The organism is Paeniglutamicibacter sp., assembly GCF_046714615.1.
Taxonomy (GTDB): Bacteria; Actinomycetota; Actinomycetes; order Actinomycetales; family Micrococcaceae; genus Paeniglutamicibacter.
In genome coordinates this window covers 35,744-61,344 of the sequence record NZ_JBKKAP010000008.1, presented here as the reverse complement: position 1 = coordinate 61,344, position 25,601 = coordinate 35,744, and the positions used below count along the sequence as shown (strand labels likewise).

Annotated in this window: 31 protein-coding genes; 26 read left to right on the top strand and 5 right to left on the bottom strand. The window is 65.0% G+C overall.

Annotated elements, in window-relative coordinates; genetic code table 11:
• Window positions 1-160 precede the first annotated feature (160 nt).
• The 5 genes from ACLQ7E_RS00715 to ACLQ7E_RS00695 all read right to left on the bottom strand — a co-directional run bounded on the left by ACLQ7E_RS00715 (window position 161) and on the right by ACLQ7E_RS00695 (window position 4,556).
• Window positions 161-1,006, bottom strand: coding sequence for a GDSL-type esterase/lipase family protein (locus ACLQ7E_RS00715; RefSeq protein WP_411730604.1), 846 nt, complete (start codon window positions 1,004-1,006; stop codon window positions 161-163).
• Between the two features lie 375 nt (window positions 1,007-1,381).
• Entirely contained in the window at window positions 1,382-1,756 is a 375-nt protein-coding gene (locus tag ACLQ7E_RS00710) for a flagellar assembly protein FliW (protein WP_411730603.1), read from the bottom strand.
• A complete protein-coding gene (gene flgL / locus ACLQ7E_RS00705; protein WP_411730602.1) occupies window positions 1,753-2,637 on the bottom strand; it encodes a flagellar hook-associated protein FlgL in 885 nt (294 codons plus the stop codon). Before flgL ends, ACLQ7E_RS00710 begins: the two co-directional genes overlap by 4 nt.
• Before the next feature lie 14 nt (window positions 2,638-2,651).
• Window positions 2,652-4,061: a flagellar hook-associated protein FlgK gene (gene flgK, locus ACLQ7E_RS00700; RefSeq protein WP_411730601.1), complete on the bottom strand. Its 1,410-nt coding sequence runs from the start codon at window positions 4,059-4,061 to the stop codon at window positions 2,652-2,654.
• Between the two features lie 9 nt (window positions 4,062-4,070).
• Window positions 4,071-4,556, bottom strand: a complete 486-nt coding sequence (locus tag ACLQ7E_RS00695; RefSeq protein WP_411730600.1) for a flagellar protein FlgN — start codon at window positions 4,554-4,556, stop codon at window positions 4,071-4,073.
• A 239-nt stretch (window positions 4,557-4,795) separates the two neighbouring features.
• On the opposite strand from ACLQ7E_RS00695, the gene ACLQ7E_RS00690 reads away from it, so the two are divergent.
• The 26 genes from ACLQ7E_RS00690 to fliQ all read left to right on the top strand — a co-directional run bounded on the left by ACLQ7E_RS00690 (window position 4,796) and on the right by fliQ (window position 25,600).
• Complete coding sequence (locus tag ACLQ7E_RS00690) at window positions 4,796-5,608, top strand: sigma-70 family RNA polymerase sigma factor (protein WP_411730599.1); 813 nt, start codon at window positions 4,796-4,798, stop codon at window positions 5,606-5,608.
• Between the two features lie 120 nt (window positions 5,609-5,728).
• Window positions 5,729-6,601, top strand: coding sequence for a flagellin (locus ACLQ7E_RS00685; protein ID WP_411730597.1), 873 nt, complete (start codon window positions 5,729-5,731; stop codon window positions 6,599-6,601).
• A 165-nt stretch (window positions 6,602-6,766) separates the two neighbouring features.
• Entirely contained in the window at window positions 6,767-8,074 is a 1,308-nt protein-coding gene (gene fliD, locus ACLQ7E_RS00680) for a flagellar filament capping protein FliD (RefSeq protein ID WP_411730596.1), read from the top strand.
• Between the two features lie 2 nt (window positions 8,075-8,076).
• The gene (fliS, locus tag ACLQ7E_RS00675; protein WP_411730595.1) at window positions 8,077-8,487 is read left to right on the top strand and encodes a flagellar export chaperone FliS; all 411 of its coding nucleotides are present in this window, start codon (window positions 8,077-8,079) and stop codon (window positions 8,485-8,487) included.
• The gene (locus tag ACLQ7E_RS00670) at window positions 8,480-8,809 is read left to right on the top strand and encodes a hypothetical protein (protein WP_411730594.1); all 330 of its coding nucleotides are present in this window, start codon (window positions 8,480-8,482) and stop codon (window positions 8,807-8,809) included. Before fliS ends, ACLQ7E_RS00670 begins: the two co-directional genes overlap by 8 nt.
• Window positions 8,810-8,922: 113 nt before the next feature.
• Complete coding sequence (locus ACLQ7E_RS00665; RefSeq protein WP_411730593.1) at window positions 8,923-9,264, top strand: flagellar basal body rod protein FlgB; 342 nt, start codon at window positions 8,923-8,925, stop codon at window positions 9,262-9,264.
• Window positions 9,264-9,656 carry a flagellar basal body rod protein FlgC gene (locus ACLQ7E_RS00660; RefSeq protein WP_411730592.1) on the top strand — a complete coding sequence of 131 codons (393 nt, stop codon included), beginning with the start codon at window positions 9,264-9,266 and terminating at the stop codon, window positions 9,654-9,656. The genes ACLQ7E_RS00665 and ACLQ7E_RS00660 overlap by 1 nt, the downstream gene beginning before the upstream one ends.
• A complete protein-coding gene (locus ACLQ7E_RS00655) occupies window positions 9,656-9,964 on the top strand; it encodes a flagellar hook-basal body complex protein FliE (protein WP_411730591.1) in 309 nt (102 codons plus the stop codon). Before ACLQ7E_RS00660 ends, ACLQ7E_RS00655 begins: the two co-directional genes overlap by 1 nt.
• Complete coding sequence (fliF, locus tag ACLQ7E_RS00650) at window positions 9,964-11,562, top strand: flagellar basal-body MS-ring/collar protein FliF (RefSeq protein WP_411730590.1); 1,599 nt, start codon at window positions 9,964-9,966, stop codon at window positions 11,560-11,562. The genes ACLQ7E_RS00655 and fliF overlap by 1 nt, the downstream gene beginning before the upstream one ends.
• Window positions 11,562-12,590, top strand: coding sequence for a flagellar motor switch protein FliG (gene fliG, locus ACLQ7E_RS00645; RefSeq protein ID WP_411730589.1), 1,029 nt, complete (start codon window positions 11,562-11,564; stop codon window positions 12,588-12,590). The genes fliF and fliG overlap by 1 nt, the downstream gene beginning before the upstream one ends.
• A complete protein-coding gene (locus ACLQ7E_RS00640; RefSeq protein WP_411730588.1) occupies window positions 12,580-13,194 on the top strand; it encodes a FliH/SctL family protein in 615 nt (204 codons plus the stop codon). The genes fliG and ACLQ7E_RS00640 overlap by 11 nt, the downstream gene beginning before the upstream one ends.
• On the top strand, window positions 13,191-14,510 hold the full coding sequence (locus ACLQ7E_RS00635; RefSeq protein WP_411730587.1) for a FliI/YscN family ATPase: 1,320 nt from the start codon (window positions 13,191-13,193) through the stop codon (window positions 14,508-14,510). Before ACLQ7E_RS00640 ends, ACLQ7E_RS00635 begins: the two co-directional genes overlap by 4 nt.
• On the top strand, window positions 14,510-14,935 hold the full coding sequence (locus ACLQ7E_RS00630; protein ID WP_411730586.1) for a flagellar FliJ family protein: 426 nt from the start codon (window positions 14,510-14,512) through the stop codon (window positions 14,933-14,935). Before ACLQ7E_RS00635 ends, ACLQ7E_RS00630 begins: the two co-directional genes overlap by 1 nt.
• Window positions 14,932-15,759, top strand: coding sequence for a C40 family peptidase (locus ACLQ7E_RS00625; protein WP_411730585.1), 828 nt, complete (start codon window positions 14,932-14,934; stop codon window positions 15,757-15,759). The genes ACLQ7E_RS00630 and ACLQ7E_RS00625 overlap by 4 nt, the downstream gene beginning before the upstream one ends.
• The gene (locus tag ACLQ7E_RS00620) at window positions 15,756-17,366 is read left to right on the top strand and encodes a flagellar hook-length control protein FliK (protein ID WP_411730584.1); all 1,611 of its coding nucleotides are present in this window, start codon (window positions 15,756-15,758) and stop codon (window positions 17,364-17,366) included. The genes ACLQ7E_RS00625 and ACLQ7E_RS00620 overlap by 4 nt, the downstream gene beginning before the upstream one ends.
• Window positions 17,367-17,379: 13 nt before the next feature.
• Entirely contained in the window at window positions 17,380-17,886 is a 507-nt protein-coding gene (locus ACLQ7E_RS00615) for a flagellar hook assembly protein FlgD (RefSeq protein ID WP_411730583.1), read from the top strand.
• A gap of 60 nt (window positions 17,887-17,946) precedes the next feature.
• Window positions 17,947-19,122 (top strand): flagellar hook protein FlgE, encoded by a 1,176-nt coding sequence (locus tag ACLQ7E_RS00610; protein WP_411730582.1) that lies wholly within the window; start codon window positions 17,947-17,949, stop codon window positions 19,120-19,122.
• Between the two features lie 93 nt (window positions 19,123-19,215).
• Complete coding sequence (locus ACLQ7E_RS00605) at window positions 19,216-19,452, top strand: flagellar FlbD family protein (RefSeq protein WP_411730581.1); 237 nt, start codon at window positions 19,216-19,218, stop codon at window positions 19,450-19,452.
• A 13-nt stretch (window positions 19,453-19,465) separates the two neighbouring features.
• Window positions 19,466-20,287, top strand: a complete 822-nt coding sequence (locus ACLQ7E_RS00600; protein ID WP_411730580.1) for a motility protein A — start codon at window positions 19,466-19,468, stop codon at window positions 20,285-20,287.
• A complete protein-coding gene (locus tag ACLQ7E_RS00595; RefSeq protein WP_411730579.1) occupies window positions 20,284-21,117 on the top strand; it encodes a flagellar motor protein MotB in 834 nt (277 codons plus the stop codon). Before ACLQ7E_RS00600 ends, ACLQ7E_RS00595 begins: the two co-directional genes overlap by 4 nt.
• Before the next feature lie 294 nt (window positions 21,118-21,411).
• Window positions 21,412-21,651, top strand: a complete 240-nt coding sequence (locus ACLQ7E_RS00590; protein ID WP_411730578.1) for a hypothetical protein — start codon at window positions 21,412-21,414, stop codon at window positions 21,649-21,651.
• Between the two features lie 638 nt (window positions 21,652-22,289).
• Window positions 22,290-23,213, top strand: coding sequence for a flagellar motor switch protein FliM (locus tag ACLQ7E_RS00585; RefSeq protein ID WP_411730577.1), 924 nt, complete (start codon window positions 22,290-22,292; stop codon window positions 23,211-23,213).
• On the top strand, window positions 23,210-23,956 hold the full coding sequence (fliN, locus tag ACLQ7E_RS00580; protein ID WP_411730576.1) for a flagellar motor switch protein FliN: 747 nt from the start codon (window positions 23,210-23,212) through the stop codon (window positions 23,954-23,956). The genes ACLQ7E_RS00585 and fliN overlap by 4 nt, the downstream gene beginning before the upstream one ends.
• Window positions 23,957-23,958: 2 nt before the next feature.
• A complete protein-coding gene (locus ACLQ7E_RS00575) occupies window positions 23,959-24,504 on the top strand; it encodes a flagellar biosynthetic protein FliO (RefSeq protein WP_411730575.1) in 546 nt (181 codons plus the stop codon).
• Window positions 24,501-25,322 (top strand): flagellar type III secretion system pore protein FliP, encoded by an 822-nt coding sequence (gene fliP / locus ACLQ7E_RS00570; protein WP_411730574.1) that lies wholly within the window; start codon window positions 24,501-24,503, stop codon window positions 25,320-25,322. Before ACLQ7E_RS00575 ends, fliP begins: the two co-directional genes overlap by 4 nt.
• 2 nt (window positions 25,323-25,324) lie before the next feature.
• Window positions 25,325-25,600 (top strand): flagellar biosynthesis protein FliQ, encoded by a 276-nt coding sequence (gene fliQ, locus ACLQ7E_RS00565; RefSeq protein WP_411730573.1) that lies wholly within the window; start codon window positions 25,325-25,327, stop codon window positions 25,598-25,600.
• The last annotated feature ends 1 nt before the right edge of the window (window position 25,601 follow it).

Genomic DNA, 25,601 nt, shown 5'->3' with positions numbered 1-25,601 from the left:
ACCACCCCTATCAGGTCCCAGTGGCCGGATAGGGGTGGTTTCTTGTTGTGTCAAAGGATATTTGCTTGATTCAGATGGTGAGCTGTTCCGAGCCCAATTTGACCGCGATCCCCAAGAGGGGAGTCGTGGACCCAAATCGTACGGCGGGTGGATCCGTGTCTCAGAGCTGGCGTACCACCGCCGGATAGTAACCGAAGAGGTACCCGCTGGTGGTGGGGTGGAGATTGAAGGGATCCACCAGATCTGCTTGGTTGAAGTAGATCCATGGCGTATCCGCGCCGAGGCCGTGGCTGTTAAAGGGCGACGTGACAGAGACGAACTTGGCATCGGTAAGCTGCGTGGCATCCTTGATGGACTGGTTGAGTGCGTCTCCCAGTTGATTCAGTTGCGTAGCGCGCGAAGCTGTGATGAGCGGCTGGTCGCCGTTGGTGGTGGTGAAGAGACGCGGGTAGCCCAGGACCAGGATCTTGCCGGGAGTGGCGGCGTCAAGCATGCTCAGGGTCTGGTGCGCTGAAGCCCCGACGTAGGGAACGGCCAGTGCCCCCTGCTGCAAGGCGAAATCGCAGGCCGCATCAGTTCCCAGCGTGCTGCAGGCCATGACGAGCCCCTTGATATCAAGGTCGTTGGCGCCCAGGGTGAGCGTCACCAATTCGGCCCCGGCCAGGTAGGGTGCCAGCAGCGGCAACGATGCGGCGATATCGGCTGTGGTGGCGCCGGCACAGGCGGCATTGATGGTGAGGTCGACCCGAGGCCGCGCATCCAACTTCGTGACGTGTGTTGGGCCGCTGCCCTGCAGGCACCCGGCCATCGGGCCGCTGGTCACGGTTCCGGAACCGAAGCCGGCGGAATAGGAGTCGCCCAGATTCACGTAGTCAATGACCTTCACGTGGGTCTTGGTCGTGGGGACAGTTGCGCTGGCCGGGGTGATGCCGGTGAATGTGAGGGCAAGCGCCGCAGCGCCTATGCCCAGGGTGGCGAGGAACCGAAATTGTCGTTTTCGAGCCATGAGGATTAAACCTGTCTCAAGATGGCGGTGCACCGTGGGACGCACCGGTCCAAGCCCGAATGCACGGGCGGCAAGTGGCGCACACTTAAATCCCCGTGCACGTCGGTGGCCTAACCCCAAGGTCCTGCCCCCCATCCGATACTCGCAAAGCGAGGAGCGGTTCAGCTGCCGGCGGGCCACATCAGCCTGGCTCGGGCGTACTGCCCATCCTAAGGCGCGCATTGGCCATAAGACAGCCTTGCGGGAAGGGAATTGGTGCATGGAGGGACGAGATGTTGGCATGTCCAATTGCCAGGTGCTGGCGGCGGCAGAGAGTGCAGGCCGCCCACACGCCAAACCAACGCCACGGGGGAGTGGGTCGGTCGGCGTGGGTGTTTAGCGCGGCAGCACCGAACGGATGGGCCAGTCCTGGCCCTCGAGGATGACCTGTGCGCAACTACCCGTGTCCGCATTGAACACCAGCGGGGCGAGCAGGTTGACGCTTGCTTGGTGGTCCGAGGTATTCACAATTACCAGGACTCCTCGGGAACCCGGCTGCGGGTCTCCGACCAGTGCCATTTGTTCGTTGGTGAAGACCGGCTTGTAGTCGGCAAGGTGCAGGGCGGCGTCCAGCACAAAAAGGCGCAACCCGGCAGCCTGCGGGGAGGCCACTGAGTACAACCCCAGCGCCCCCTCCACGGGTTCCAGGGACAACGTGGTGGCTCCGGGGAATCCGGGCAGGGCTGCTGCCGGTACCAATACCCGGCTCATCGCAGGAAGTCCATCAGCGAGGGCTGCAGGGTGCGGGAGGCAGCGGACAGGGCGGCCTGGTAGGCAACTTCCTGGGTCTTGAGTTCCAGGATGACCGAACCCAAATCGATGTCTTCGATGCCGCTACGCCGTGCCTCCAGGGAAACGGAGTCCGAGAGCAATGCGTCGTCGGCGGCCAACACGGACGCGTGGTTGGCGCCAATGGTTGCCTGGGCACCTAATACCGCCTGCAGCCGCTTGTCGACCTCGACGATCTGCGAGGCAACGTTGGTGCCGGCGCGAAGTTCCATGGCAATATCCCTCACGAGTTTAAAAACGCTGTCGTCGGCTGGTCCGAATACCTCGGCGCCGTTGGCGTCGACCCGAACGGTCGAATTCGGACCAATGCGGCGGTCCACGCCGCTGGTCCCGGAAAACTCATAGGCGCCACCCACTGCCTTCACCGCCTGGGAATCATTCGAGGTTCCGGCAAAAACCAGGCGTCCCATGAATTGGGTGTTCGCTGCGTTCAGCAGTGCGTCGTGCAGCTGGTCGAGTTCCAGCGCGATGGCTTCCTTGCCGTCCGGGCTCAGGGCTCCGTCGTTGGCTCCCTTGACGGTGAGGTCGCGAACCTGCTGGAGGAGATCCGTGGCCGTGGTCATGGCCGTATCCGTGGTGGAGAGCCAACCGTTGGCATCCTGGACATTGCGGCTGAACTGTTCGTTTTGGCGCTGCTGCGCGCGCAGGGCCATGACGTTGGCGGTCCCTGCCGGGTCGTCGCTGGGTCGGCCAATTTCCTTTTGCGTGCCGGCCTTGTTCTGAATGGTGGCTAGCCGAGTCATGGCCGCCTGCAAGTTGCGCTCGGTGTTGGTGGTCAACGATGAGGTGGTGATTCGAGTCATGAGCCTATTCCTTCCTAGCGTCCAACAAGCCCGGTGCGGTTGATGAGGGTATCGAGCATTTCATCGATTGCCGTCATGACCCGTGCAGCGCCCTGGAATGCATGCTGGTTGGCAATCAGGGCAACGTTTTCCTCATCCAGGGATACCGCGGAGACGGATTGCTGGGCGTTGACCGCGCCGGCCGCGGCCACCGCGGCCGAGACCGCCTGCTGGGCCTCCGACTTGGTGGCGGTTCCGATCCTAATGACCATGTTGGCCCACAATGCGTCCGGACCATCCGATTCGTTGCCGAGTGCCGACATCCGGGAGGCATTCGACCCGTCAAGTGGGTCACCACCCGCAATGGCGGTAGCCAGGTCCCTGGCTCCGGTGGCCTTCACCGTCAGTGAGCGCGCCGGATCGTTTGGATCGGTGATTTCAAAGAACTCAGGAACGGGATTTCCATCCACGTTTTGGCCGCCCGCCTGAACGGCATTGACGCGAGTGGCCAGTTCCACGGCAATGTCATCCAGCGACTTCGCGGCTTCGGCCAGAGGGCCCCCGTCAGCAGCTGACGCGAGCAGGGAAACCGCTCCGGCGAGGCGGCCCGCCTGAATTGCGACGGGCTGCCCTTGGCGGTGGACCCACTGCAATGTCGGTGCGGTGCCGCCGTCGAACGTTGACGATCCGGTGACCTCCAACGGGCGGACCGTTGAGCCGGTGACCAAGGCGTTGCCATCAATCAAGACATCCACGGTGCCGTCGGGCAACTCGCGGACACTTGCCCCGGAGAGCTCGGCAATGTTTTGGGTGAGCACTGCACGCTGGTCCACCAAGGCATTGGGTGCGCCACCGGAAGCGATCGAGGAACGGATCTGGGCGTTGAGTCCGGCAACGGCGCTTGCCGCGGCATTGACGTCGTTGACCATGGTGTCCAGGGACTGGCGCTGGGCTGCCCACTGGTCGGTGATTTCGGTACGGGACAGGCCGATGCGGTTCACCACGGCCTTGGCCCGTTCCAGCAGGACGGCTGCGGGAGCAGGCTCGCCTGGCTGGTTGGCAACATCCTCCCAGCCTGCCCAGAAGTCGTTGAACAATGCGGAGAGGCCGTTCTCGCCCGGTTCCCGCAGGATTCCTTCAAGGTTTGACAGGCCCTCGGCGCGGGTGTCTGATTGCGCCGCCAGGGCCACCGTGCCGCGCACGCGGGCATCCAGGTGCGCGTCGGCGAGCCGGGCAATGCCGGTGAGTACCACTCCCTGGCCAACGCCGGGGCGGGATGCGAGCAGGCCCGTTGAAGCGACGGATCCGGCCGAGACAAAGTCGGCGCGCTGCCGCGTGTAACCGGCGGTTCCCACATTGGCCAGGTTGTTGCCGGCCGTCTCCATGGCGATGCGCGCCGCAGTCAGGCCAGACATGGCGGTATTCAGGCCACTGAACGTACTCACGTCCGCTCCTTAAAGATTGGTGTCGATGATGTGTGCACCGGTGCTAAACGCCGCCGATGCTCCGGACGGGCCATAGAGCGAGGTGTCCTCGCCCAAGTTCGCCAGTGTTTCCTGGGTTGAGCGATAGGCTGCCCGCAAATACTGTTCGTTGGCATCCCGGAGCCGGGTGATCTCGGCGGTGGTGTCCCGCAGTGCTGCCAGGTGCGCGGTGAGGATCTCATTCCACGGGCCCGGAGGTGCGGCCTCAATGATCCGGGTCAAGGGTGAAGCCGCGTCGATTCCCCAATTGGACGCCAGTTGCGAGGCTTCCAAGGCGCGCGACAGACCGGCGGCGTGGACCTTCTCGAGGATGTTCTCGATCTCCCGCGTCGCCAGCGGAATCCACTGTGACTTCCCGGAGACCAGCAACAAGTGCTCTTCCTCCAACTTGAAATGAAGCAGCTCGAGTAGTTCCCGTTCTTTCCACAACAGGGCCGAAAGCTCATTGGTTCCCATGATCTACATCTCTCCAGACTGTTGTGCCCCCAATAAATCCCCAGTTGTTGAAGTCTATCGGCCGGTACAAAGTGAACGTTAGTTGTACAAGTTCGAATTGGGGTGCTTTAAAGTCCGCTTTTTGGGGATATTCGAGCTAACATCTCTGTTGGGGTAATTCGCATTTGGGGAAAAACGTACATGGCCAGTGGCAATAGCCGGTGGCTTGATCATCACTCAAATTGACAAGGACGATCCGGTTGGAGCGACAGGCACGCAACCAGTTGGTTATAGAGAACCTTCCCCTCGTCGGATATCTCGCGGCAGAACTTTGCGCCAAGGCGACGCACCTCTCTCGGGAGGATCTGGCATCGGTGGGTGCCATCGCACTCATTACCGCAGCGGATGCCTTCGACGACTCCTTAGGTGTTCCCTTTGGTGCATACGCCCGTCGGCGCATCCTCGGCGCTTTCGCGGACGACATGCGCTCGAACGACTGGGCAACCCGCGGTGCGCGAAAGAAGATCACTGAGACCCGCACCGTCCAGGAATCCCTGACGGCGGCCTTGGGTCGAACCCCTACGATTTCCGAGCTTTCCGAGGCCCTCGGCATGGACCAGGCCGCCACCCTTGCGGTTCTGAGCGACGCGTCTCGAACGGTGGTGTCGATCGAAGACACCATGAACGACTATTTGGTGTCCGGCACCGAGACCCCCGAAGAGGCCTTGCTCGAGGCGGAGCACACGAAGGTCATCCGGGACGCCGTTGCGGCCCTGCCCGAGAGCCTGCGCGTCATCATCGAACGCATCTATTTCAAGGGATCAACGGTGAAAGAGCTTGCAGCCGAAATGGGTGTCACCCATTCGGCTGTTTCCCAGCGCCGAACCACGGCCATGAAGTTGCTCCACGAGGGACTGCAAACGCGATATGTGCCGGAGCAGAGACCCGCACCCGAATCAGCAATGACCCGGGCTGCGACCCAGCGGCGCGACGTCTACCTTCAGGACTTTGGCGAGCGCGTGGCCGGCGGGATCGTGCGGCTCACCGACAATAGGGTCTTGCCTTCTGCGTAGCAGGCCCGAAAAATTTGTTTCCTTCAACCGCTAACAAGCGTTGAAAGACGGCCGATAGTCGGTGATTGAGGTCCACGGACGGACCTCAGAACAGACACCCGTCTCACGGAGGAATTCACCATGGGTATGCAGATCAACACCAACATCGCGGCATTGAACGCTCACCGCAACCTTTCCAGCACGCAGAACGACCTCTCCAAGTCGCTGGAGAAGCTGTCCTCGGGCCTGCGCATCAACCGCGCAGCCGACGACGCTGCAGGCTTGGCAATCTCCGAGGGCCTGCGCTCGCAGGTCAACGGCCTCACCGTTGCAGCCCGCAACGCCCAGGACGGCATCTCGGTCATCCAGACCGCTGAAGGCGCCCTGACCGAGGTCCACTCCATCCTGCAGCGCATGCGTGACCTTGCTGTACAGGGTGCAAACGACTCGAACAACGCCGATTCCCGTGATGCCATCAAGGCCGAGGCAGACGCACTTGGCTCCGAGCTGTCGCGAATCTCCGAATCCACCAACTTCAATGGCATCAACCTGTTCCAGGGCGGACTGGCGGCCGGACCGGCCGCACTCAACTTCCAGGTAGGTGCCGAGGGCGATGCTGCCTCGCAGATCACCGTCGACCTCGACAGCCTGGCCACCTCGCTCTCGGGCGTCGTGACCATGGTCGGTGGCACCGTTTCTTCCGATGCGGCCGGATTCGATGTCACCGATGCCACCACGGCCCAGGCCACCGTCGAATTGATCGACACCGCCATCACGAGCGTCTCGACCTCGCGTGCCGGCCTTGGTGCCAACCAGAACCGGTTCGAGTCGGCCATCAACACCCTCAACGTTTCCCGCGAGAACCTGCAGGCCGCAGAGTCCCGCATCCGCGACGTTGACATGGCTGCCGAAATGGTCAGCTTCACCCGCTCGAACATCCTGTCCCAGGCCGGTACCGCCATGCTCGCACAGGCCAACCAGGCCAACCAGGGCGTGCTGCAGCTCCTCGGCTAATAACCACCAGCCGATCAGCCGCTAGGCGTTTCCTGGAACCACATATGGTTTCGCTGAACACGCCGAGCATCCAACGATCTCCCGTGACGGGCATCGACTCACCGAGTCGGGGGCCCGTCACGGGAGATTCGCGGTATCCACACCAAAGCTAGAAGCGGAGACAACATGGGCATGGCACTCGATGGACTTGCCAGCGGGCTGGACACCACATCACTGATCAAATCCCTCATGCAGGTCGAGGCGATCCCGCAGAACATCCTGAAAAACAAGGTCTCGTCGACCAAGACCATGGTGTCGGCACTCCAGGCGCTTAACACCAAGGTGGCCGACCTGGCCACGTTGGCCACCAAACTTGCCAAGCCGGAGTCCCTGCAGCTTTTCAGCACCGCGGCAAGCTCCGAGGGACTCAAGGTGACCACCGCCGCCGGGGCAAGCGTTGGATCGCTGGACCTTACGGTGAACAAACTGGCCCAAAGCCAGCTACAGGTTTCCGATGCCGTCACGCAGTGGACCGAATCCAGTTTCTCCATCACCGTGGACGGTACCGAAACCGTCATCACGGCACAGTCGAATTCCCTGGATGACATCATTGCTGCAGTCAATGCCTCCGACTCCGGGGTCGAAGCCGTCAAGGTCTCCGCCGGCAACGGCCAATACCGGGTGCAGTTTTCCTCCCGCGAAACCGGTGCCGCGAACACCTTCACGATTTCCGGAACCGCGGTCCCGATGACACAGATCCGTGCTGCGCAGGACGCCGAGGTCACACTCTGGGCCGGCAGCGGGGCTGAGCAAACGGTCGGTTCCGCCACCAACACCTTCGCCTCCCTGCTGCCCGGGGTCGACGTCACAGTCTCAAAAGTCTCCACAGATCCAGTCACGGTATCCGTCGAACGCGACACCGAGGCAACCTCAAAGGTTGCCTCGGACCTGGTGGGTTCCCTCAACGGACTCTTCAGCTTCATTGCTGCCAATTCGTCTGTGACCATTGGAACCGGCGGTGCCACCAAGGGCATGATCTTTACCGGGGACAGCACCATCCGCGACGTCAAGCAACGCGTCATGGATGCCGCGATCATGCCGATTGACTCCAAGTCACCGTCGGAAATCGGCATTTCGATCACCAAGGACGGCAAACTCGAGTTCGATGCCGAGAAGTTCGCGACGGCCATGGCCGAGGATCCCGCACGCGTCGAGAGCGTGCTGCAAACCATTTCCTCCCGCGTCGCCACGGTGGCCACCGCCATGTCCGACAAATACGACGGGGCAATTACATCCCGGATCAAGGGCCAGGAATCCGTGGTGACCCGGTTGGATGACCAGATTGCCGATTGGGACCTCCGCCTGAGCAACCGGGAATCGACGCTCAAGCGCATCTACTCGGCCCTCGAGGTGCAGCTGAGCAATCTCAACTCCCAACAGTCCTACCTGACGTCGCAACTGGCCTCGCTCCCGACTACCAACCAATCGAAGTGATGATGAACGCCGCCCAGAAACGTGCCCAACTCAACCGCGAGGCAATCCTATCGGCCAGCCCGGCGCGCCTGCTCACCATGCTCTACGACCGTCTCTTGGTGGACTTGAACCGCGCCGAAGCTGCACAGCTTACCGAGAATTGGCCGGTGGCCTCGGAAAACTTGGTGCACGCCCAAGCCATCATTTCCGAGCTCAGCTCAAGCTTGGACGCCGCGGCCTGGTCGGGCGCCCCGGGACTGCAGAGCATCTATGCCTTCGCCACACAGCTGTTGATCGACGCCAACATCAAGCACGATCCGGCATTGACCCGGCAGGCGATTTCGCTGATGGAACCATTGCGTCAAACCTGGCACGAGGCCGCCATGGCCCCGGTCGCACCCGCTGCCGGCAATGCTGGCGTCCACATTGGCTGAGCAGGCGGAATTCACCGAGGCCCATCAGGCCTGGGTGCTGGTCCTGGACGGGCTGGCCGAGCACGTCGCCGGGCTGCGCGGTTGCGCCTTTGACGATTCAGCGCTTCTTGAACTGTCCACTGTGCCGTGGCAACCACCTGTCGGCATCGGCGATCTGCCGGCCGCCCTGGCTCCGCGCGCCGCGGCCCTGGTCGAAGAATTGGAAGAGCTGCGGCCTGCACTCCTGAAACGACGGGATGAAACGGTGCGGCAGCTTCGCGCAGTCGTAGCCGTCCCGCGCGATTCTACGGTGACCTCCGTCTATTTGGATTCGGTCGGATAAACCAAACAGCTAACGGTCAACCGTTGGTTGCCGATTGTCTTTTATGAGCACGGATAGCTCACTTCCTTTTGCGCCCACGGATGGGCCACGCAACGACCTTGGAGCGATTCGTCGTGTTCAATTCCGTCACCTCCCTGGCGCTGGAAAGTGCCTTGGATGGCTTGGCCCTGCGCCAGCGTGCCATCGCAAACAACATCGCAAACGTGAACACACCCGGCTACCAGGCCCGCCGCGTTGAGTTCGAGTCCGCGCTGGCCAAGTCCGTCGCCGAAGGCAACGGCCAGACCGCCGCCACCACGTCCACCTCGCTGGAGCCCACGCGTCTTGACGGATCCAACGTCAACCTGGACACCGAGACGCTGTCCAACATCGACACCGTGTTGCGCTACCAATTCGCCACGCAGGCCGCATCGGGGCCGTTCAACTCCATCCGCACCGCACTTCGGAGCAACTAATGCTTGACGCAATCGGAATCGCAGGCAGCGCCCTGACCGTTCACCGCAAATGGCTTGATGCCGTGTCCGACAACCTCGCCAACGTGAACACCGTCACCGCCACCGACGGCGAGGCCTTCCGGGCACGCTACGTCCTGGCCCAGGCCGGAAGCGAAAACACCGGCGTGTATGTGGCCGGCACCGAGTTCGGCGATGCCGAGGGCCGCATCGTGCACGAACCCAACCACCCGCTCGCGGACGAGGAAGGCAATGTCCGTTACCCGGACATCGACATGTCCGAGCAAATGGGATCCCTGATCATGGCCCAGCGCGGCTACCAGGTCAACGCGGCCGTGGTGGACCGCGCCAAGGAAACCTACCAGGCAGCACTGCAGATCGGACGCAACCAGTAATGGCCTTCGAAATCGGCCCCGTCGCCGGCGTTGCCCCCACCCTGGCCAGCGGCTACCTGAAGCCGGCCGGCGCTCCGTCCACCGACGGATCCGCCTTTGCCACCGCCCTGGGCGGGGCCGTGGACCAGGTCCAGTCCCTGCAGGCCACGTCCAATGATCTTTCGATCAAGGCAGTGACAGGGGACTTGACGGACATCCATGCCGCCACGCTGGCCTCGACGCGTTCGGCGGTCGCGCTGGAAATGGTATCCACCTTCCGGAACCGCGGCGTTGAGGCGTTCAACGAGATCATGAGGATGCAAGCCTAGTGGCCAACGTTCCAGCACCGTTGACCAAGGCCATGGATGCCGTGCGCGGCTTCAGCCTGGCACAGCGCACCATCGCCTTGATTGGCGTAGCCGTCCTGATCCTGGGAACCATCGCGTTGGTGACCTTCATGAGCCAGCCCAAGATGACGCCGTTGTTCACGGGCCTGGCACCGGAAGACGCCGCAGGGGTCGTTGAGCAACTGAAGACCGACTCGGTTCCATATGAGCTCACCGGGGGAGGCGGGACCATCTTGGTGCCCGAGGCAAATGTGTACGACTCGCGGCTCAAGGCCGCCGCAGCCGGTCTGCCCAGCGCCGGAACCAGTGGATACTCGCTGCTTGACGACATGGGCGTGACCTCGAGCGAATTCCAGCAAAGCGTCACCTACAAGCGGGCGCTCGAGGGCGAACTGGCCACCACGATCCAGGCCATGGATGGCATTAATCTTGCTTCGGTCAAGCTTGCCATCCCCGAGCAAACCGTCTTCGTGGATTCAAAGACCAATCCCACCGCATCGATCTTCGTCGAAACCAAGCCAAACATGTCATTGGGAAGCGACCAGGTCCAGGCCATCGTGCACCTGACCTCCGCCGCCGTTGACGGGCTCAAGGCCGAGGACATCTCCGTGGTGGATTCGACGGGCAAATTGCTTTCCGCAGCAGGCGTCGGGTTGACCGGCGGCGCCGAGAAACAAGCTGCCGACTACGAAACCCGGGTTGCCGGCGTCATCCAGGCCATGCTTGACCGTGTGGTCGGGCCAGGCAACGCCACGGTCGCGGTGGCCGCGGACCTGAGCCTGGAATCGGCCGAACGAACCGAGGAATCCTTCACCAACCCCGAAGGCGAACCCGCGCTGACCGAATCCAGCAAGGAAGAGGAATACGAGGGCAGCGGCGGTGCCGGCGCAGGGGTGCTGGGCCCGGATAACATCGCGGTGCCCGGAGGCACCGATGGCGAGGGGACCTTCACCTCCACCGACAACCAACGCACAAACGCGGTGAACAAGGTGACCGAAAACCGCTTGATACCCTCAGGCAACCTCAACCGCCAGAGCGTCTCGGTCGCCTTGAACTCCGCCGCCACCCAAGGTCTGAGCATTCCGGACATCACCCAGATGGTCAGCACCGCGGCCGGGATCGACGAGGATCGCAACGACACAGTGAACGTCTCGGTGGTGCCGTTCAACGCCGACGGCGCCGCTGCCGCGCAGGAGGCTCTGGCAGCTGCCGCCGAGGCCGAGACGGCAGCACGCACGGCGGAGCTGCAGCGCACACTGATCATTGCCGGGGTCATTGGCCTGGCCCTGATCCTGGCCGCCGTCTACGCGCTGTATGTGCGGCGCAACAAGCAAAACCGCGAACCCGTCGACCTGGGCGAGTTCCGCGACTTCACCCCGCTGCCGCCGGCACCGGCACCGGCCGAGGTCACGCACCCGGACACCATGGCCATCAGCCAGGTTCCGGCCGCGGCTCCGGTGATGGCGCTGGCCGCCCCGCACCACGTCAAGCGCGACGAGCTCGCGGCTCTGGCGGCCAGGGACCCGGCCAAGATGGCCGACTACCTGCGCACCGTGATGGATGACAAGGGAACCGAATAATGCAACAAGGACCCGGCACTGCCCGGAAGCTGACGGGCACCCAAAAAGTGGCCATCATGCTGATGCAACTGGACCAGGACGACGCGGCGGAAGTCATGCGCCAGTTCACCGAGTTCGAGGCAGACGAGATCGCCGCGGAGCTGGTGCGCCTGCGCCGGGTTGACTCGGCACTGGTGGAGGAAACCATCCAGGAAATCCATGACTTGGCCACCTCCGGGAAACCCAGCGCCCGTGGCGGCCGGGACATGGCGGCGGGCCTGCTCGAGGCCTCCTTTGGCAGCGAGAAGGCCAACACGGTCATGAACCGGCTTTCCTCCACGATGGCCGGGATGACCTTTGAATTCCTTGACGGCACCGAAGCCGCCCATATCGGTTCGCTGCTTGACGGGGAATTGCCGCAAACCATTGCCTTGGTCCTGGCCCACCTGCGCCCCGAGGTTGCCTCGGCCGTTCTTGCCGGATTCGAGGGGCCGCTGCGCACCGACTCCGCCAGGGCCCTGGCCACCATGGGCACGGCCGTGCCCGAGGCCGTGCGCGTGGTGGCTGAAGAACTGAAGAAACGCACCGGATCGGTCATCACCACCCTCGAACCGCTCGAGACCGTCGGCGGCATCCAGCCGTTGGTCGATATCCTGAACCGCTCGGACATCACGATCGAAAAGGACCTGCTTTCGTCCCTGGACGAACGCGATCCGGAGCTGGCCGAGGAAGTGCGCTCGCGCATGCTCTCCTTCGCGGACCTGGTCAAGTTCGATCGCCGCGACGTGCAACGTGTGTTGCGTGGCGTCGATGCGACCACGCTTGCCTTTGCCCTCAAGGGCGCCGCGGCCGAGGTCGAGGAAACGATCCGTGCCAACATCTCCGACCGCACCAAGGAAATCCTGGACGCGGAGATCTCTTCCATGGGCAGGGTGCGGGTCTCGCAGGTCGAGGAGGCACGCGCCGACGTGGTCCAGTCCATCCGGGCCCTGGAAGCCAGTGGCGAGATCACCATCAAGCGCGGCGACGAGGAAGACTATGTCCTCTGAGCCGATGGCCTTCGAACCGGCGCACTTCGGCGCGCTGGATATTTCTGCCGCGTCCCGGCGCGAGCAGGGTGCCTCGCAGGCGCACGGATACGCCACGGGCTACGCCCAAGGCATCCGTGCCGCAGAGGCCGTGGCCAGGACCCAGCGCGAGGATCTGGCGCGGGCAGCGGCAAGTGCGGAGGCCGCACGGGCGGCGGAACACGCCGAGGCGGTTCGCGCCCTGGGAGCCGCAGCCACGGCGCTGCATGCACGCACCGTCCCGGTGCTGGAGGAAGCCTCCACCATGCTGGTGGAATCCGCCCTGCTCTTGGCCGAGAAGATCGTGGGCAGGGAACTGTCCAACGACCGCTTCGGCGCGAAGGCGGCATTGGACCGCGCCCTGAGCGGCATCGATGAGGCCACCGTCCGCCAGGTCCGCATGAACCCGCAGGACCTCGCCCTGCTGGAGCTGGACACGGTTCCGGGAACCGGGATCGCGCTGGTTGCCGATCCCGCGCTGGCCCGCGGGGATGCGCTCACGGCCTTTGACGAGGGATTCCTTGACGCCCGCATCTCCACCGCCCTGGAACGGGCCTGTGCGGCGCTGCGCGGAGCAACCCCATGAGCCTGGACGCGCAATCCTGGCCCGGCCTGGGCACGGCACTGTTGGCAGCGAAGCCGGTGAGGATGGGCGTGGTGAGTTCCATCGTCGGGTTGGGGCTCGAGGTTTCGGGCCTGAACGTGCCCATGGGCACGGTGCTGGAGATCGGGGACGACAAGGTTGCCGCCGAGGTGGTTGCCGCGCGCCGCGACACCCTGCACTGCATGCCGCTGGGGCCCATGGAAGACATCAGGGTTGGCGATTTCGTGCACAGCAGCGGTAAGGCCGCCTATATTCCTGTCGGCCCGGGCCTGCTCGGCCGGGTGCTGGACGGGCTGGGCCAACCCATTGACGGCCTTGGCCCGCTGGGGGAGCACACGCTGGTCCCCATGGAGCACCAGGCACCCGCGGCACTCGAACGCAGCCGCATCACCACCGCGCTGCAACTCGGCGTCCGTGCCATGGACACCCTCACCGCGGTGGGCGCCGGCCAGCGCATCGGGCTGTTCGCCGGATCCGGCGTCGGCAAGTCCTCGCTGTTGTCCATGATTGCCCGCGGCACCACCGCGCAGGTCAATGTCATTGCCTTGGTGGGTGAGCGCGGGCGCGAGGTTCGTGAATTCCTTGAAGAAGATTTGGGTCCGGAGGGACTGGCCCGCTCCATCGTGGTGGTTTCCACCGCGGACGAACCCGCGCGCATGCGCCTGCGCGCTGCCTTTGTGGCAACTCGCATTGCCGAATCCTTCCGCGAATCCGGTGCGCAGGTGCTGCTCATGATGGATTCCCTGACCCGCGTGGCCATGGCCCAGCGCGAAATCGGGCTCTCGGCAGGGGAACCCCCGGCAACCCGCGGCTACCCGCCCTCCACCTTCTCCCTGCTGGCCCGGTTGCTCGAGCGTGCAGGGACCTCGGCCGAAGGATCCATCACCGGGATCTACACGGTGCTGGTGGACGGCGACGACCACAACGAACCCATCGCCGACGCGACGCGTTCGCTGCTTGACGGGCACATTGTCCTGGACAGGAAATTGGCGGTTTCCGGGCATTTTCCGTCCATTGATGCACTTGCCTCGGTGTCGCGCGTCGCCTCCCGGGTGACCAGCAGGGAACAAGCCAATGCCGCCGGCACGCTGCGCAGGGTCATGGCCGCGCGCCGTGCCGTGCAGGACCTGCTGGATGTCGGGGCCTACCAGCGCGGAAGCAACCCGTTGGCGGATGCCGCGGTCGACCACGAAGCTGCAATCAACCGATTCCTGCAGCAAAGGCTCGAGGAGCCGGTGCCCAGCGCCCACTCGTGGGCCGAACTTCACTCATTGCTACGGAACATGGGGGTGTCCTGATGTCCAGGGGATTTGCACTTTCGGGCCTGCTGCGATTGCGCGGACTTCAGGAGACCAAGGCTGCTGGCGACCTTGCCGCCGCCAATCGGGGCCTGCGCCAGAGGACCTTGGAACGAAACGCCATGCGCGATGCCATGGCCTCTCCCGAGCAGGCCCCGGTGGACAGCGCGACGTTGATGGCCTTGGTCGCATCCCGTGCCTCCGCGCGCGGCATGCTGCTGGAACTGGACACCCTTGTTTCCGCCCTGGACGGGCAGGCCGAAGATGCCCGCGAAAATCATCGGCAGGCCCGCAAGGAGCTCAAGGCCCTTGAAAAACTGGCCGACCGCCACGAGGCGAAGGTACGTACCGAAGCACTGTCGCGTGAGCAATTGCTGCTCGACGACCTGGGTGCCACCAACGCTTTTGAAGGGAAGACATCGTGAGCTTCAGCGACATGGCCACGCGCATCGGAGCGATCCAATCGACGCTGTCCCGCGTCAGCGGAACGCCGGTCACGGCGAGCGTTGATGCCTCGCCCGCCGGCAACACGGCAGCAGCCACGTTGGCCGGTTCCGTCGCGGGGCTCGGGGCAACCTCGGCGGCACTACCCACGACTCCGGCGGCGTTCACCCAGGCCCTGCAGCAGGCCATGGCACCGTCCGTGGCGGCCGGCCCGATCACCCCTTCGCCGGCACCAGTGCCCTCCCCGGCGCCGGGTTCCGGGGCGGCAGTGGAGCAGCCCAAGGCCGTGCGCAACGAGCCCCCGGCAACGGCGGACGGCGTAGATGGCTCGGACGTGGTGCAGACGGCGAAGAAGTACCTGGGAATCCCGTACGTGTGGGGTGGAAACAACCCCAAGATCGGCCTCGACTGCTCGTCATTTGTGCAGCACACCTTCAGGGACCTGGGAGTGGAACTTCCCCGGGTCGCCCGACAGCAGGCCAAGGAAGGAACCGAGGTTCCCTCACTGGCCCAAGCCAAGCCGGGGGACCTGATCGTCACCCGGGGAGGCGGCCATATTGGCATCTATCTGGGAGACAACAAAATGATTCATGCCCCGCGTCCGGGGGAAAGCGTGAGCATCAGGAAACTCTTTGAAACCGATGCCACGATCATGACCATTCGCCGGATTGTGCCCTCAGAAACGACCGGCGCGGCCGAGGCAAAGGCCCCCGCGACCGCCAAGGCGGCCGCCACGACGCAGCAGGCCGAGCTGACCGCGGCCGCGCAGCGCGCACTCTTCTCGAGCGCGGTGAGCGGCGCATGATTCCGTTTCTGCAAACTCCCGCTGCACTGCCGCTTGCCCCTGGCGCATCGGGCGGTGCCCCCGCATCCTTGACGTCCCGGAGTTCCCAGAAAACCGGAACTGCTCCGGCAGGCCAGTTCGCCGAGGTCTTCGCCTCCATGATCCCAACGGCGCAAGCCCAGGGAAACCAGGGCGCCGCGGCGGTCGCCGATGCAGCGATTGCCCAGACCGAACCGGGGATCACTGAAGGCGGGCAACCGGCAAGCCGCTCCCCGCAAGTCGTGTCCGTCGGATCGGAGCCGGTGGAAACCGCGGCACCAGGTACACAGGCAACCAGTACAGCCGCATCGGATGCCGGCCTCGTGATGAGCCAGCGGGCGCAGCATCCGAACTTCTCGGCTCCTGCCGTCCTGCCCGCCGGATTCCCGGCGCATTCTGGGTCCGGATCACCGGCCCCAATTGCCATCGGGTCCGCTCCGGTCCGCGAAACCGGCAACGTGGCGGCGGCCGGTTCCGCGGTGCCCACCGAGCCCACCGAACCGGCAGGAGCGGAGCGCACCGCCGAGGCCGCTTCCGTTTTGCACGTCCCCGGTCCCGGCCCACAGGAGCCGTTCCCGGTTGCTGTCGCGCCGGGGCTGGAAGTGCCATTGCCCGGGGCCGAGACGTCACCGGAAGTTGCGCCGCTGCCGGAAGGCGGCACCTCCCTACCGGTGGCACCCACGCCCGAGGCCACTGTCGCCGACCCCGATCTAACCGCAACCCCGTCACCCCAAGCACTCGCAGTGCCCGCCGGCGTCGGGACCACCGGAACCACGGTTCCATTGGCGGCAGGCACGAACGCGACGACAATCGTCACCGGGCCAACGGTCCCTGCGGTGCCGGCCAGCGGTGCGCGGGCGCCGGAACCCGCTCCGGGTTCCGCCGGTGCGCAACACGACTCTGCCGCCGGGGGAGAAACCCGGAGCAGCGATGCAGCCACGGTCCTTGCTGCCACCGAAGGGGTTTCCACCGTCGCCAACACCGCGGCCCAGTCCATCCCACCGGCTGTCGGCCAGACCGGTGCCAGGATTGCCCCCGCCGACACGTTGGCATCCGCCCTCGTCTCGGGCCATGGGGGCATCTCGTCCGTCGACTCGCTCGAGGCAGCTGCCACGGAAAGCCCGCTGGTGCGCACCCAGGCACCGGCACCACTCCACCGGCAACTGCTCGGCCCCATCGCCACCCTTGCCGCCGGACCGAACGGGGAGCGGACGCTGAGCGTGAACATTGCCCCCGAGGCGCTGGGCCCCATCACCGTCAAGGCACTCCTGGGCGGGGACGGCATCCGCATGGAACTGTCGGCACCGACGGACGCCGGGCGCGAGGCCCTGCGCGCCATGCTTCCCGAATTGCGCCGGGAGCTGGCGGCCACGGGCTCTGGAGCCATCACCCTGGCCACCGGCTCGGATTCCTCCGCCACACCGGGAGGCCACACCGGCAACCCGAACGCGGGCGGTTCGGATGCACGTCCCTTCGCCGGCTCCGCTTCGCCGGGCTTGCGCACCCGCGACGAACCGGCACCCGAAACTCCGGGCCAGGAGACCTCCCTGGCCCAGCACTCCACTTCCCATCTCGATGTGATGGCCTAGGAAGGACAACCCCATGACAGTGCCACCCATCGACGCGACGCAATTCGGGGCCTCGGCCGCTCCCGTCCGTGCTCCCAAACAAAGCATGGACGGCGAGGTGTTCCTGCATTTGCTGGTCACCCAGCTGGCCAACCAGGACCCGAGCTCGCCCATGGACACCAACCAGATGATTTCCCAGACGACCCAGCTGGCGTCCATGGAACGCATGAACACGCTCAGCGCCACCCAGGAAGCCTCGCTGGACATCCAGCAGCGCCTGGCCGCATCCTCGCTGATCGGCCAGGAAATCACCACCGGCGGGGAACCTCCGATCACCGGTGTGGTCACCGCGGTGTCCTTCGCCGGCGGCGAACCGGTCGTCACCGTGGGGGAGCAGCAGATTCCCTACGCGCAGATCATCGGCATCGCGGCACCCGCCGCACCGGGTCCCGATCCGGAGCAGGACACGACGCTGGAAACCCCGCCCGAGGGCGGGGAACCGGTGCCTGAGGCCACCGACCCGGATGCCATCGGCGCCTAGGCGCCCACCCCCAGATTTCTTGTTCCACCCAATTTCCTCCTACGCAGAAAGACACCCCCAATGCTTCGTTCACTGTATTCAGGAATTTCCGGTCTTCGCGCCCACCAGACCATGCTCGACACCACCGGCAACAACATTGCCAACGTCAACACCTCGGGCTTCAAGTCTTCCTCCGTCCAGTTCCAGGACACCCTGTCCCAAATGACCCAGGGCGCCACGACCCCGGGCGATAACGCCGGCGGACGCAACCCGGCCCAGGTCGGCCTCGGCGTGCAGGTCGCCGGCATCTCCACCAACTTCGGGCAGGGCTCGTCCCAGAGCACCGGACGTTCCTCGGACATGATGATTGCCGGCGAGGGCTTCTTCGTCACCCGCTCGGGAAACGCCACCTCACTGACCCGCGCAGGCGCCTTCGAGTTCGATGCCAACGGCCGGCTGACCAGCCCCGACGGGGGCATCGTGCAGGGCTGGATGGCGCAAGGCGGGCAGCTGGCCACCGGCGGCGCATTGACCGACGTCGCCCTGCCCCGCGACCTGGTCGCCCCGGCCACCGTGACCAGCACCGCGGGACTTACCGGAAACCTGCCCAAGGAGACGGCCGTCAACGGTACCGTCGTCCAGGACAAGGAAGTCTTCGCTGCGGACGGCACCAGTCGCACGCTGGCCATGACCTTCACCCGCACCGCCGGCGGCTGGGCCGTGGCGGCCGATGTGGACGGCGGGGCCCCGAGCAACGTCACCCTGACTCAGAACGCCAACGGCACGCTGACTCCCAGCGGCCCCCTGAACGTCGGAGGCATCACGGTGGACCTGTCCCAGGTCACCGGCTTTGCGGGCCTAAAGACCGTGTCGATCAGCGAGCAGAACGGCAGCTCGGCCGGGACGTTGGAGTCCTACACCCTGGGCTCGGACGGCACGTTGACCGGAACCTTCTCCAACGGTGCCCAGCAGGCCATCGCACAGATCGCCCTGGGAACCGTGGGCAACCCCGCGGGCCTGCAGAAGACCGGCGGCTCGGGCTACACCGTCACCGCCAACTCCGGCACCGTCGAATACGGGGTTCCGGGGGACCCGGGCATGGGCACCATCTCCGGCGGGATGCTGGAAATGTCCAACGTCGACCTCTCCCAGGAGTTCACCAACCTGATCGTCGCCCAGCGCGGCTTCCAGGCCAACGCCCGGATCATCACCACCAGCGACGAGGTCCTCCAGGAACTGGCCAACCTCAAGCGCTAAGTCACCGGCGCGAGCCACCGAAGGGCTGTCCCGTTGGCTAACGGGGCAGCCCTTCCTGCCGAGAGTGATCCACTGAAAGGACGGGGTGCTTCAATGATCGTTGTAACCAGGCTCAACGCCACACGCTTTGCGATCAATGCCGACCTCATCGAGCGGATCCAGGAAAGCCCCGACACCGTGGTGTTCATGGTCAACGGCGCCAAGTACGTGGTCACCGAAACCATGGAAGAGGTCATTTCCCTGGTGGCGGCACATCGCGCCCGGGTGGTCTCGCTGGCGCGGTACTACGAGCCGCCCCAACCATCCGTTTCGCCCCTGACGCATCGATAAGAGGACGCCCCACGTGGATCCAGCAACAATCATCGGCCTCCTGCTGGCCTTCGGCGCCATGTTCACCATGCTTTTCATGGAGGGTGCTTCCGTCACCTCGATCCTCCTGCCGGCCCCCATGATCATCGTGTTCCTCGGAACCATCGCCGTGGGCATCGCCAGCGGCACCATCAGCGACATGATGATCGCCTTCAAGGCCCTTCCCTCGGCCTTCCGCGGCAAGATCGCCCCGGTGGGGGAGCTGATCACCCGGCTGGTGGAATTGGCGGACCTCGCGCGCAAGGACGGCCTGCTGGCCCTCGAATCCGAGGCCAGGGAAACCAAGGACCCGTTCCTGGGCCGTGCCCTGCAGTCCATGGCCGACGGCATGGACGGTGACGAGCTGCGCGACCAGCTTGAGGACGAGATCTCCACCCGCGAACGCACCGACGCGATTGCGCACAAGTGGTTTGCCACACTCGGCGGCTACGCGCCCACGGTGGGCATCATCGGCACCGTGATCTCGCTGACCCACGTGCTGGAAAACCTCTCCAAGCCCGACGAGCTCGGCCACATGATCGCCGCCGCCTTCGTGGCAACCCTGTGGGGACTGGTCTCGGCCAACTTCATCTGGCTGCCCATCGGCACGCGCCTGCGCCGGCTCTCGGAACTCGAAATCGACAGGATGACCCTTGCGATGGAGGGCGTGCTGGCCATCCAGGGAGGCAGCCAGCCGATCCTGCTCGAGGAGAAGCTGCAGGCCATGGTCCCGCCGCACGCACTGGGCAAGGAGAGCCGCAAGGAATCGTTGTCGGGTCCCAAGGCCATGCTGGAAGACTTCAAGGAAGCCGCGTGAGCGGGGGCCGGAGCAGCAGCCGGCGCGGCGGCCGGAAGGGCCGCCAGTCTGCCGGGTCCGGGCACGACGGACCCGACGAGCGCTGGATGGCCTCCTACATGGACATGGTCACGGTGCTGATGTGCCTGTTCATCGTGCTCTATGCCATGTCCACCGTCGACCAGGACAAGTTCACGAAGCTGAAGAACTCGCTGGCCACCGGGTTCGGCACCGAGCAGAGCGTCACTGTCGACACCGCGGAGGGGATCGTGGTCCCGCCCGAGCTGGTGGGCACCGAGGGATTGCTGGCCAGCAGCCAGATCGACGGGCAGACCAAGGAAGCGCTGCTCGCCCTGGCCCAAGACGAGGAGGCGGACCTGCTGCAGATCAAGGACCGCATCGAAAAGCGGTTGAAGGATTCCGGGCATTCCGGGGCGGCGGTGTTTTCCATCGACAACCGCGGGCTCACCGTGCGACTGGTCAGCGCCGAGACCTTCTTTGTGCCCAATAGTGCCGAGCTCACCGACAACGCCCGAGAGATCATCGACGCCATCGCCCCGGTGCTGGCCCCCACGAAGCGCTACTTCGAGGTGGAGGGCTTCGCGGACGTGCGCCGCCCGGTCGAGCCCTATCCCACCAACTGGGAGCTTTCCGCTTCGCGCGCCACCGGCGTGCTGCGCTCCCTGGTCGAGGACGGGGGAGTCAAGGCGGCACGGATCTCCTCGGTGGGATACGGGGATGCCCGGCCGGTCCCAGGCAACAAGGACCTGTCACTGAACCGCCGGGTAGACATCGTGGTGCTGTCCAACCAGCCCGAGTCGGTCAGGGACCTGCTGACGCAAAGCCCGTAGCCAGACACCGTGCACGCAACCTAGCGGGGTCTCAACCTTTCCTCGGCCCTCAGGCCGGGGAAGGACTTTGTGCTGGACGTATCCCTCTTCTACTTCCCGTCAGGGTGTCGTAGGGTTTTGCCAAGGGAGCGGAATCACGTCACTTGGGGAAGTTGCGAGGGGCCGCTCCGGGAACACTTTTGGGGAAGTGGGTGGTGCCCAATGAGACACCGTGGAAACAAAGTGCCTTCAGGACCATTGGAAGCGCGTGTCCTTGCGCCTTCCGGAAGGCCCCGGCGAACGATTCTGACATTCGTGTTCTTCAATTTCTTCCATCTGGATGTTGCCTGGCTGGCCGAACAAAGAACCGAGGATCCCGCCGTCGGCACCGCGATGCTCCAGAGAGATGATGCTTCAAGGCAGGGTCGTGCGTTGGTCTGCTCTTGCATCCGTGCCAGCGACTTTCGGGTAATCTCCTTTCCCGATCCGGAGTGCCTGCAACACGCCTATCTGCCGGGATTGTTGACTCTTCATGGCTTCCGGAGCTTGCCATGATGGGCCACGCGGAGACGGGCTCACTCCACTATCCGCCGCGACTGTTCAATCCTCGTGCCCGTCACCATCCGTGGTGAAAACTCTGCTCTTGCTCTTACAGTCACCGAACGATCAGGTAGGCAGCAATCCCAATAACCGCTAGAACCAAAATCCCCAAACCAATGTTCTGCCACAGAAGCGGAATGCGTGGACCTTGGCTGTAGTAGCGACGCTTACTCATGATCAGCCTCCAAGTCTTTGAAATGTGATTCCCGTACAGGACCCACAGTCCAAGCTACCTGCCGTTCCTGACAGCTCGCTCAGTTCGTCGCAACCCGCGGCGGGCTTTGCCATGCTCGCGAATCCGACTATCTGCCGTGATTTTTGACTCTTCACGGCTTCCGGAGCTTGCCATGATGGGCTACGCGGAGACGGGCTCACTCCACTATCCGCCGCGATTGGTGAGTGCCAGGAGTACAGGAAGTACTACCTGGACGGGTGGTATTGCCGGGAGAATGGCAAAACGGTCCGGGTTCTCCGGAGGCGAAAAACGCAAACTCCCAAGTCAGTTTGATACCGTCGGTTCGACGAAATTCCGGGACGAATATTTGTCCCCCGCCCGCTAACCGATCGGCCATCACCTGCCGATAGTGGTGCCAGTGACGCTCTTGCCTGCGGAACACCCCGGTGCGGGTGGGCCCAATCCAACATCCCCGAACCCGGCCGCCGCCGTCGTCTATGACTTCCGCCGGCCCACGACCCTGGCCCGCGAACATGCGCGCGTGCTCGAGCTGGCCTTCGAGACCTTTGCCCGCCAATGGGGCACCCAGCTGACGGCCAAGATCCGGGTCATGTCGCAGGTGTCCATGGAACACGTCCTGATGCTGTCCTACGACGACTACGTCGCGGGCCTGCCGCCTGCCACCACCATGGTGCTCTGCGAGGCCGAGGGGCACGGCGCACGCGCCGTCATCCAGTTCCCCGCCGCAGACGCACTGAACTGGGTCTCCCACATGCTCGGCAGCCCCACCGCCACGGACGTCCCCGAACGCAAGTACACCCGCATCGAGCAGACCCTGGTGCGCGGCCTGATGGACGAGGCACTCGAGGACCTGCACTATTCCCTGGGCGCCCTGCTGCAGCGCCAGCTTGTGGTGGCAGGAATCCACCACAACTCCCAGTTTGCGCAGGCCGCCACGAAGTCCGAGATCGTCATCGCCGCTTGGCTGCGAGTCCGCGTGGGCGAGCGCAGCGCCCTGGCCTCGGTCGCGGTGCCGGCGGAGATGCTTCTGCCGCAACTCGGGGAAACCAACCCGCGCACCCCGGTGGAGAACGCCGCCGAGCTGCTCACCGAGGCGATCGCGGGGGTCCCGGTTGACGTGGCCCTGGCCCTCGGCCCGGCATTCGTCACCCCCGGCACCATCCTGAACCTGGCCGTGGGGGATGTGCTGCCGCTGCCGCACCCCGTCCACCGGCCCTTCGAGCTGTCAGTTGACGGCCGCCGCCTGGGCACCGCCGCAGCCGGTACCCGCGGCGGCCGGATCGCCGCCGTCGTCGTTTCTACCGAGGAGAGTCCCTCTTGAGTCCCGAACCATCATCCATCCCGGTCCTGCATTCGACGGCGCTGTATTCGGCCGCCGCCGAGGCGCTGGCAGGCATGCTGCCCACCACCTCCCCGGTCACCGCGGTGCTGCATTCAGGCGCCCGCGACGCCTCGACGCTTGGGGGGTCCGGCGAGCTGGTTGCCGCCGGCTTCGTCGGCCAGCACTCCGCCGACGTGTTGCTCTCCGTGGCCGCCCCTCTGCTGGGAGGTGCCCCGGGTGGGCCCGGCTCGCTGGTGTCCGCAGCCGACATCCTGCGTCCGGCCCTCGAGGCCGCCACCGGCGTGCTCGGCGCGGGCGTGCTCTCCACCGATTCCGCGGTGCACGCCGATGCGATGCTCTCGGACGCCGAGACCGTGTGCTTTGAATTGCGCAGCGCCGGGGAAGAGATCGGCTTCTTTGCCATCCGCATCCGCAACAACGAACCTGCCTCGCTGCCGGCCGGCACCGGCGCCGAGGCGCGCGAGGACGTGGCAAGCCGGCTGGGCCGAATCAACAACGTGGAAATGGCGTTGACGGTGGAGATCGGGCGCACCCGCATGTCCGTGCGCGACGTGTTGGGCCTGGAGCCCGGTGCCGTGGTGGAACTCGACCGCTCGGCCGGGGCCCCGGCGGATATCCTGCTCAATGGCCGGCTGATCGCCCTGGGCGAGGTCGTGGTCATGGACCAGGACTACGGGGTGCGCATCACCCAGATCCTCGACGTGAACGAGGTCCAGTCCTAGCAGTGGAATCCTTCTTCTTGGTGCTGCGGGTGATCGTCTCGCTCGCGGCGGTCTTCGGGCTGTTGTTCTACCTGCGCAGGCGCCTGCTGCCGCGCTTCGGTGTCCCGCGCGCCTCGCAACTCACCGTGGTCGAGCGCCAGGGCCTGGGCCCGAAGTCCTCCGTGGTGCTGCTTGACGTGCAGGGCAGGCGCTACCTGCTGGGCGTGGCAGAGTCCTCGATCAGCGTGCTGGATTCCTTCGAGGCCCCCGAGCCCGTGGTGCCAGACCCGCTTGAACAGGTGAGCGCCCCCGCCACCATGGCCGAACGCTCGCGCGCCTTCGCGGCCAGCCTGAACGCCATGCGTCTGGGACCGGTGTCAGCGAACGATCCACGGGTGGACGATGTGGACCCGGACGGACCGCAGTCGGCCGTTGGTGCGACCGCAGCAACGGCTCTGGCTTCCTCCGCGACTTCCTCCGCGCCCTCGGGCGCGCTGGCCGGCTCGATTCTGGCCCCGGACACCTGGCGTCGGGCCCTGGCCGCCGTCCGCCAAGGACGCGGCGCATGAGCGCGCTTCGCACCTCCCTGCCCCCGCGAACCCGGCTGGCACTGCTGGCCGGGCTGCTCTTGGTGCTGCTGGCCATGCTTTCCTGGGCCGGCACTCCCGCCGCGTTGGCCGCGCCCATCGACCCCGGGGCACCGGGGGACAACGGCGGGCTGTCGGTGGAAATCAACGGCCCCAACGGCACCCCGAGCTCCGCAATCGTCACCCTCATCGCGATCACGCTGCTCTCGGTGGCCCCGGCGCTGCTGCTGATGATGAGCTCGTTTACCAAGATCTTCGTGGTCCTGGCCTTCACCCGCAACGCCCTGGCGCTGCCCACCATCCCGCCCAACCAGGTGCTCGCCGGCCTGGCGCTCTTCCTCTCCCTGTTCATCATGGCCCCGGTGCTCACCACCATGAACGAGGTGGGCGTGCAACCCTACCTGGACGGGAGCATCGACCTGTCCCGGGCGCTCGAGGTCGGGGTCGTGCCGCTGCGGGAGTTCATGCTGGCGCACACCCGCGAGGCCGACATCGCGCTGATGACCCGCGCCGCGGAACTGCCCAACCCCGCCACCCCTGCCGACGTCGCGCTGACCACGTTGATCCCGGCATTCATGATCTCCGAGCTGCGCGCTGCATTCATCATCGGCTTCGTGATCTTCGTGCCGTTCCTGGTCATCGACCTGGTGGTCTCCTCGGCACTGATGTCCATGGGCATGATGATGCTCCCGCCGGTGATGATCTCCCTGCCGTTCAAGATCCTGCTCTTCGTGCTGGTGGACGGCTGGGGCCTGGTCATCACCGCACTCATCGGCTCCTACCGGATCGGCGGGGGCTAGAGATGGACCCGAATGCCGTCCTGGACATCGGCCTGTCCGGGCTGCTGGTCGCCGCGAAGCTTGCCGCCCCGGTGCTGATCACCTCGCTGGTGGTGGGTTTCGCGATCTCCCTGTTCCAGTCAATGACGCAGATCCAGGAAATCACCCTCTCCTTCGTCCCGAAGGCCGCCGCCGTCGCGATCGCGCTGCTGGTCTGCGGGCACTGGATGATTGCAGAAATGGTGCTCTTCACCAACGAGCTCTTCGAGAAGATCCCGGCCCTGCTGGGAGGCGGCTAAG

Excerpts from the sequence above, each read along its gene's own strand:
- ACLQ7E_RS00715 (WP_411730604.1), bottom strand. The coding sequence starts at position 1,006 with ATGGCTCGAAAACGACAATTTCGGTTCCTCGCCACCCTGGGCATAGGC.
- ACLQ7E_RS00640 (WP_411730588.1), top strand. The coding sequence starts at position 12,580 with ATGTCCTCTGAGCCGATGGCCTTCGAACCGGCGCACTTCGGCGCGCTG.
- fliG (WP_411730589.1), top strand. The coding sequence starts at position 11,562 with ATGCAACAAGGACCCGGCACTGCCCGGAAGCTGACGGGCACCCAAAAA.
- ACLQ7E_RS00610 (WP_411730582.1), top strand. The coding sequence starts at position 17,947 with ATGCTTCGTTCACTGTATTCAGGAATTTCCGGTCTTCGCGCCCACCAG.
- flgL (WP_411730602.1), bottom strand. The coding sequence starts at position 2,637 with ATGACTCGAATCACCACCTCATCGTTGACCACCAACACCGAGCGCAAC.
- ACLQ7E_RS00620 (WP_411730584.1), top strand. The coding sequence starts at position 15,756 with ATGATTCCGTTTCTGCAAACTCCCGCTGCACTGCCGCTTGCCCCTGGC.
- fliD (WP_411730596.1), top strand. The coding sequence starts at position 6,767 with ATGGGCATGGCACTCGATGGACTTGCCAGCGGGCTGGACACCACATCA.
- ACLQ7E_RS00710 (WP_411730603.1), bottom strand. The coding sequence starts at position 1,756 with ATGAGCCGGGTATTGGTACCGGCAGCAGCCCTGCCCGGATTCCCCGGA.
- fliQ (WP_411730573.1), top strand. The coding sequence starts at position 25,325 with ATGGACCCGAATGCCGTCCTGGACATCGGCCTGTCCGGGCTGCTGGTC.
- ACLQ7E_RS00660 (WP_411730592.1), top strand. The coding sequence starts at position 9,264 with ATGCTTGACGCAATCGGAATCGCAGGCAGCGCCCTGACCGTTCACCGC.
- fliS (WP_411730595.1), top strand. The coding sequence starts at position 8,077 with ATGAACGCCGCCCAGAAACGTGCCCAACTCAACCGCGAGGCAATCCTA.
- fliP (WP_411730574.1), top strand. The coding sequence starts at position 24,501 with ATGAGCGCGCTTCGCACCTCCCTGCCCCCGCGAACCCGGCTGGCACTG.
- ACLQ7E_RS00635 (WP_411730587.1), top strand. The coding sequence starts at position 13,191 with ATGAGCCTGGACGCGCAATCCTGGCCCGGCCTGGGCACGGCACTGTTG.
- ACLQ7E_RS00615 (WP_411730583.1), top strand. The coding sequence starts at position 17,380 with ATGACAGTGCCACCCATCGACGCGACGCAATTCGGGGCCTCGGCCGCT.
- ACLQ7E_RS00655 (WP_411730591.1), top strand. The coding sequence starts at position 9,656 with ATGGCCTTCGAAATCGGCCCCGTCGCCGGCGTTGCCCCCACCCTGGCC.
- ACLQ7E_RS00605 (WP_411730581.1), top strand. The coding sequence starts at position 19,216 with ATGATCGTTGTAACCAGGCTCAACGCCACACGCTTTGCGATCAATGCC.
- ACLQ7E_RS00695 (WP_411730600.1), bottom strand. The coding sequence starts at position 4,556 with ATGGGAACCAATGAGCTTTCGGCCCTGTTGTGGAAAGAACGGGAACTA.
- ACLQ7E_RS00630 (WP_411730586.1), top strand. The coding sequence starts at position 14,510 with ATGTCCAGGGGATTTGCACTTTCGGGCCTGCTGCGATTGCGCGGACTT.
- ACLQ7E_RS00685 (WP_411730597.1), top strand. The coding sequence starts at position 5,729 with ATGGGTATGCAGATCAACACCAACATCGCGGCATTGAACGCTCACCGC.